The organism is Streptomyces sp. NPDC046881 (assembly GCF_040645015.1).
Taxonomy (GTDB): Bacteria; Actinomycetota; Actinomycetes; order Streptomycetales; family Streptomycetaceae; genus Streptomyces.
The window spans coordinates 1-3,962 of record NZ_JBEYXJ010000218.1 but is presented as its reverse complement, the minus strand read 5'-3'; the positions used below and the strand labels follow the sequence as shown (position 1 = coordinate 3,962).

5 protein-coding genes, 1 pseudogene and 1 riboswitch are annotated in these 3,962 nt (G+C 74.6%); of the genes and pseudogenes, 3 read left to right on the top strand and 3 right to left on the bottom strand.

All coding sequences use genetic code 11. From position 1 onward, the window contains the following. Positions 1 to 37: 37 nt before the first annotated feature. Positions 38 to 340: a hypothetical protein gene (locus tag ABZ923_RS41050; RefSeq protein WP_361483477.1), complete on the bottom strand. Its 303-nt coding sequence runs from the start codon at positions 338 to 340 to the stop codon at positions 38 to 40. Positions 341 to 511: 171 nt separating this feature from the next. Between ABZ923_RS41050 and ABZ923_RS41045 the strand changes: the two genes are divergently transcribed. Continuing rightward, a complete protein-coding gene (locus tag ABZ923_RS41045) occupies positions 512 to 877 on the top strand; it encodes a nuclear transport factor 2 family protein (protein WP_361483474.1) in 366 nt (121 codons plus the stop codon). 64 nt (positions 878 to 941) lie between these two features. Continuing rightward, a riboswitch (ZMP/ZTP riboswitch) is annotated at positions 942 to 1,022 on the top strand. A gap of 26 nt (positions 1,023 to 1,048) precedes the next feature. After that, positions 1,049 to 1,897, top strand: a complete 849-nt coding sequence (locus ABZ923_RS41040) for a bifunctional 5,10-methylenetetrahydrofolate dehydrogenase/5,10-methenyltetrahydrofolate cyclohydrolase (RefSeq protein ID WP_361483471.1) — start codon at positions 1,049 to 1,051, stop codon at positions 1,895 to 1,897. A 16-nt stretch (positions 1,898 to 1,913) separates the two neighbouring features. Here ABZ923_RS41040 and ABZ923_RS41035 read toward each other — a convergent pair whose 3' ends face one another. Together ABZ923_RS41035 and ABZ923_RS41030 are read right to left on the bottom strand one after the other, a co-directional pair. After that, positions 1,914 to 2,888: a CU044_5270 family protein gene (locus ABZ923_RS41035; RefSeq protein ID WP_361483468.1), complete on the bottom strand. Its 975-nt coding sequence runs from the start codon at positions 2,886 to 2,888 to the stop codon at positions 1,914 to 1,916. Between the two features lie 268 nt (positions 2,889 to 3,156). Further along, a pseudogene (locus ABZ923_RS41030) lies at positions 3,157 to 3,657 on the bottom strand (sigma-70 family RNA polymerase sigma factor); the annotation flags it as partial. 106 nt (positions 3,658 to 3,763) lie between these two features. Here ABZ923_RS41030 and ABZ923_RS41025 point away from each other — a divergent pair. After that, a partial coding sequence (locus ABZ923_RS41025; protein WP_361483465.1) for a cbb3-type cytochrome c oxidase subunit I occupies positions 3,764 to 3,962 on the top strand: 199 nt, incomplete at its 3' end.

The window sequence follows — 3,962 nt, the reverse complement described above, 5'->3', positions numbered from 1 at the left end:
GTCCCGGCCGGGACGGCCCTTCGCGCGGCAGGCCTGGTCAGTGGATGCCCTGGACCAGTCCGAGCAGGGGCGCCGCGGGGGCGATGACCTGCTCCAGCTGGTTCAGCTGGTTCAGCTCGCGGAGGTGCTTCAGCTCGCCCACCTGCTCGCTGACCCGCGGGACGCGGTCCTTGTGCGGTGCCGGGATGTCACCGGCGGCGAGCGAGTCCAGCGTGCTGAGCGCGCCGAGCCTGCCGACGAGCGGTGCGCCGGTGTCCGCCGCGCTCGCCTGCGGGGCGGCGAGACCGGCGATCCCGGCGGCCAGACCGACGGCGGCGGCGATGCGTCGTGTTGAGATCATGTCCCTGCAACGGCCGCGGGCCCCGGCCGGACACGGGCGGCGGGCCGCGCTCACCCGTGAGGCGGAGGACGGCGGCCGGGCTTGCCGTGGCCGCCGGGGCGGAGGACGCTCGGAGGTGGGGCCCGTGCGGTCCGCTCCTGGCCGGGCCGCGGGCGCCTGAAGGAGGTCACCATGGGTACCGCGACGGGGTCCGCTTTCGACACCGAGACACTGCGCCGGGCCATCGAGGGCAACACCGGCAACAACCTGCTGTCGCTCTACGCGGACGACGCGGAGATCCGCATCGTCGACCGCAACAACCAGCCCAGTCATCCCACGGTCCTGCACGGCCGGAGCCAGATCGCCGAGTTGCTGGACGACGTCTACAGCCGCGACATGACGCACAAGCTGGACCGCTGCGTCATGCAGGGCGACCAGGCCGCGTACAGCGAGTCCTGCGAGTACGCGGACGGCACCCGGGTCCTCGCCGAGTCGATGGTCACCCTGCGGAACGGCAAGATCACCGATCAGCTCATCATCCAGGCCTGGGACGAGTAGGACCCGGCGGGTACGGCGGACGCCGGAAGGAGGGCCGAAGCCGTACGCGCTCTCGGTTACGCTGTACGCGGGCCGTGACTGGCGCTGAGGTGGAGCACCACCGGGGAGCGGTCCGTGGTGGTTGCCGCGCGCCTGGGCGAGGAGAGTCGATCCAGCTCAGGAGTGTGCAGCATGACCCAGGCCCGGCTGATGGACGGCACCGCGCCCGCCCGCCGCATCGTCGAGGAGACCGCGAAGAAGGCCGCCGGTGTCACCGAGCGCACCGGTACCGCCCCGTGCCTCGCGACGGTGCTCGTCGGTGAGGACCCGGCGTCGGTGACGTACGTCCGCATGAAGCAGAACCGCTGCCGCACGGCCGGTATCGAGTCCCGGCACGTGGCGCTGCCTGCGAGCACCACGACCGAGGAACTCGTCGGCACGCTGCGGGAGTTGTCGGCCGACCCGCGGGTGCACGGGATCCTCCTCCAGCACCCGGTGGGCGACCACGTCGACGAGCGGGCCGCGTTCGAGGCGATCGCGCCGGAGAAGGACGTGGACGGCGTCACCTTCGCCTCGTTCGCCACGATGAGCTTCGGGCTGCCGGGCTTCGTCTCCTGCACGCCGGGCGGGATCGTGCGGCTGCTGGACGAGTACGGCGTCGACCCGGCCGGGAAGCGGGCCGTGGTGGTGGGCCGCAGCGCGATCCTCGGCAAGCCGGTGGGGATGCTGCTGCTGGCCCGGGACGCGACCGTCACGTACTGCCACTCGCGCACCCGGGACCTGTCGGCGGCGGTCCGCGAGGCGGACATCGTGGTGGCCGCGGTGGGCCGGCCGCGGCTGATCCGCGGGCAGGACATCAAGCCGGGCGCGGTCGTCGTGGACGCGGGCTACAACCCGGGGAACGTCGGTGACGTCGACTTCGACTCGGCCGTGGAGCGGGCCGCGCTGATCACGCCGGTGCCGGGCGGTGTCGGCCCGATGACGATCGCGACGCTGCTGGAGCAGACGGTGACGGCCGCCGCCCGCCAGCTGGGCGTGTGACGGGCGGGCGGCGCGGTCAGCGCATCCAGGCGCTGTACTCCATGACGTCCCCGGCCTTCACCCCGTAGGCGGGATCGTCGCGGGTGAAGGTGGTCTCCAGGCCGAGGACGGCACCGGTGCGCGCGTCGAGGATCAGCATCCGCCGGCCGCCCCCGCCCTGGTACACGTACGCCTGCCCCGGGCGGCCGAGGCGGTCCGTCACCTGGCCCGCGGGCCGCAGCCCCTTCGCGTCCGCGAGGACCCGGACCAGGGCCGCGGACTCGCGGGCGCCGAGCGTCCAGTGGTCCAGCACCTCACCGACGCCGTCCAGGAGTTCGGGGGTGCTCGGGGAGTCGCTGCGGACGGTCTCGGCGAGGTAGGCGCGCAGGGCGGCCGGGGTGTGCGGCGGGGGTGCGTCCGGCGGGGCGTCGCTCCAGCTCGGCGGGTAGGTGGTCCGGCTCAGGACGTGGCCGTCGGCCACCAGGCCGGGGTCGCCGCCGGTGTCGGTGAGGACCGGGCGGCCGGGACGGCGCGGGTCGGTCGCCACGACCAGCTCGGTGTGGCTGTCGTCCGCCCGCCAGCGCACGACCCGTTCCTCGGGCAGGGTGACGGGCGGTTGCCCCTCGGCCATGCCGAGGCTCCACGTCTGCACGTGCGTGCCCTTGCGCAGCCGCGGTGCGCCTTCCGCCGCGGCGGCATCGGCCAGTTCGGCCAGCTGCGCCAGCGGTACGGGCGTGGAGTGCGCGCGGACGGCCAGCGGGCGGGGCGCGGCGAGAGCGGGCTGCGTGCTCGGCCCGCCGAGCACCGCGGTGGCGGCGGTCGCCACGACGACCCCGGTGGCGGCCAGCCCCCACAGCAGCCGCGCCCTGGGCGCCCGGCGCACCGGCCGTCCCTCCCCCAGCAGCCGCTCCAGCCCGCGCTCGGCCCGGTGATCCAGCGGACCGTCCCCGAAACAGGGCCCGTCCACGGGGACCGGATTGGCACGGCGAAGAAGATCCAGTTCATCGGTCATGTCGGGGGTCCTCGGGCAGGCTGGCGTCGACGGTGGTCACAGGGGAGGAAGCCGGCCGCGGGGCGTCGGGGCGGGGGCCGGACGGTGCCCGGCGGCGCTCGGGCGCATCGGCCGACGGCGCCACACGCCCCGGACGGCCCTCGTGGCGCTCGGGGGACGGGCCGGCCGGCGAAGCGGCGGACGCCGGGCCCGGCTCGGCGGGCGAACCGGCCGGCGGCGCCACGGAACCGGGCCCCGGTCCGGCAGGCGCGTCAGTCGCCGGTGCCGTGGGGCGCAGGCGGGTTATCTCCTTGCGGAGGCGGTGGCGGGCGCGGTGCAGGCGCATGGTCGCCGCGCGGCGGCCGCAGCCGAGGACGATCGCGATCTCCTCGGCGCCGAGTTCCTCCCAGGCGGCCAGGCGCAGGATCTCCTGGTCGGCCGGGGAGAGCCGGTCCAGGGCCTCGTGCACCCAGGCGCCCGGCGCCTCTGTGCCGGGGCCCGCCGCGATGTGCCGGCCGTGCGCCGCCTCGTCGTTGCCGAGCCGGTCCACCAGCCGGCGCCGCCGCCCGTCACCGCGTACCGCGTTGGCCAGGCAGTTGCGGGCCACCCCGTACAGCCAGGGCAGCGGGGCGGCCGGCAGGTCCGCCCGGCGCCGCCAGGCGACCGTGAACACCTCCGCCACCACTTCCTCCACCTCGTCGGTCCGCCCCCGGAGTCGCCTCGCGACGTAGCGGCTGACCGCCCAGTAGTGCTCGCGATAGGCAGCGGCGAAGATCTCGTCGTTGCTCATGCTCGGTTCGTGTCCGGCACCCGCCGGATCGTCACACCCTTCTCCCGTGATGCTCCTCGCGTCGTCCGAGTGTGACCCCGGGGCCGGGCGCGGACACAGGCGGGGTGTGAAGAGGATCAGAGACAGCAGGGCCGTGCGGTGGCTCACCAGCACCGACCACAAGACGATCGGAACGCTCTACTTGGTCACCGCGTTCGCGTTCTTCCTGACCGGTGGCGTGATGGCGCTGCTGATGCGCGCCGAGCTGGCCCGCCCGGGTCTGCAGTTCATGTCGAACGAGCAGTTCAACCAGGCGTTCACGATGC

What these genes read in the sequence shown, in the direction of transcription:
- ABZ923_RS41050 (WP_361483477.1), bottom strand. Translation starts at nt 340, where the DNA reads ATGATCTCAACACGACGCATCGCCGCCGCCGTCGGTCTGGCCGCCGGG.
- ABZ923_RS41045 (WP_361483474.1), top strand. Translation starts at nt 512, where the DNA reads ATGGGTACCGCGACGGGGTCCGCTTTCGACACCGAGACACTGCGCCGG.
- ABZ923_RS41040 (WP_361483471.1), top strand. Translation starts at nt 1,049, where the DNA reads ATGACCCAGGCCCGGCTGATGGACGGCACCGCGCCCGCCCGCCGCATC.
- ABZ923_RS41035 (WP_361483468.1), bottom strand. Translation starts at nt 2,888, where the DNA reads ATGACCGATGAACTGGATCTTCTTCGCCGTGCCAATCCGGTCCCCGTG.